At 41.8% G+C, this 1,562-nt stretch carries 3 protein-coding genes; 1 reads left to right on the top strand and 2 read right to left on the bottom strand.

The features are described from left to right. Positions 1-431: 431 nt before the first annotated feature. On the top strand, positions 432-605 hold the full coding sequence (locus F6K37_RS41760; RefSeq protein WP_154659670.1) for a hypothetical protein: 174 nt from the start codon (positions 432-434) through the stop codon (positions 603-605). A 55-nt stretch (positions 606-660) separates the two neighbouring features. On the opposite strand, the gene ureA is transcribed toward F6K37_RS41760, so the two are convergent. Next, a complete protein-coding gene (gene ureA / locus F6K37_RS41755; RefSeq protein WP_008179425.1) occupies positions 661-963 on the bottom strand; it encodes an urease subunit gamma in 303 nt (100 codons plus the stop codon). Positions 964-996: 33 nt separating this feature from the next. Further along, the coding region (locus tag F6K37_RS41750) for an urease accessory protein UreD (protein ID WP_287257135.1) at positions 997-1,562 on the bottom strand (566 nt) is incomplete at its 5' end.

Genomic DNA, 1,562 nt, shown 5'->3' with positions numbered 1-1,562 from the left:
CTAGTCTGTTCTGAATAATCGATATAGGTGTTATTGAATTTTTATTTATTAAATATTTGATGGTTATATTTCTACAGTTAATGATTCCTTTTTGGTCAACTCTGACATCTTACATTGCTTTTAAAGCTATACTAATCGCCAAAAATATCCTACTTATGGAAAAATCTTGCTTGATCAGCAGCCGGTTATTCAGAAATTTATTTTGGCAACTATTCGCCATATTAAATTAGTCATGACTACTCTCCCTACTTTTTTGTTTTCCTGTCTGGTGTTTGATTTAATTTTTTTAAAGGTTTTTTAACCATTGTTTCGTGCTTATGGGACTCCCTTCACTAGTTAAATCATGGAAAATCTTAAAATTCCAACTGAATAAAGTTCACCCCAACAACAATAGGATTCTTGAATCAAATGAGCCTAAGTTCAAAGAAATCTTGACGAAACGAATCCAGATTGTTGATAACTGTCTTTATACGATTAATGACTGTATGAATAGCCTGAATAACATCGTAGATCATCAAGGAACTGCACAACTAAGCAGTGAGCAAATCAATGACCTCAGAAACCAACTTATCCATCTCACAGAAGAACTCCGTCAACTCCGGTGAATCCTCTGATGATTTAAGATGAGTTAAACAGTTACTTATCAAGCTTTTTGTGGGATTAACGAATTGGGTCATGTACAGTAACCAGTTTAGTCCCATCGGGAAAGGTTGCTTCTACCTGGACTTCATTCACCATTTCGGGGACTCCTTCCATCACATCATCCCGCGTCAGCAGGGTAGTGCCGTAACTCATTAAATCAGCTACTGGACGTCCTTCCCTTGCACCTTCCAAAATTTCCGCAGAAATGTAGGCAACGGCTTCTGGGTAATTTAGCTTCAACCCCTTTTCCTTGCGTCGTTCTGCCAATAAGGCGGCAGTAAAAATTAGTAGTTTATCCTTTTCTTGGGGTGTCAGTTGCATTGTTTGATCCTGTGGTTAGTAGCAATTTTGATATTACAACGGCCAAACCCGTGGCTTAATAATAGGACGCCCGAATAGATTAACGCGCAACAGTTGCCAAACCTCCGTAAACCAGTGTCTCACCTCCTCAGTTGAACCACCACGATAGCGGCATAATAATCCTGACATCAGCTGAGTTACCCCAGCTTCCCCTACATACTCCCTAGCATTCCAAAGTTCCCTGGCTTGTTCGAGAATCTCTGATGATAGCGCTTCCCCTACCAAAACTAATGTTCCTACCACTGGTTGTCCCGCTAAACCATAAGGACTAGAGAAGGTGGCTTCGCTAGCTGGTAACCATTGTCGGTCAATCCACTGGGGATGTCCTTGCTGCCAAACTTCCGTATGCGATCGCCAATTTCCCTCCACAAACCTTTCTCCTCTAGCACTCCGTCCAAATCGGGTAATTTCCCAGCCTAACCAACGGGCTCCCGGCGCTAATTCTACCCGCAAATCCTGCCGGTAAACTGCACCATTGAATACAATCGTTTCCTGGGGCAACCATTCTAAACAAGCACCAGTCTCTACTTGGATCCGGATGATTTGTCTAGTTTCTGGCT

Source organism: Moorena sp. SIO4E2, from assembly GCF_010671945.1.
Taxonomy (GTDB): Bacteria; Cyanobacteriota; Cyanobacteriia; order Cyanobacteriales; family Coleofasciculaceae; genus Moorena; species Moorena producens.
This window is presented reverse-complemented; position numbering and strand designations above follow the sequence as displayed.

What these genes read in the sequence shown, in the direction of transcription:
- ureA (WP_008179425.1), bottom strand. Translation starts at nt 963, where the DNA reads ATGCAACTGACACCCCAAGAAAAGGATAAACTACTAATTTTTACTGCC.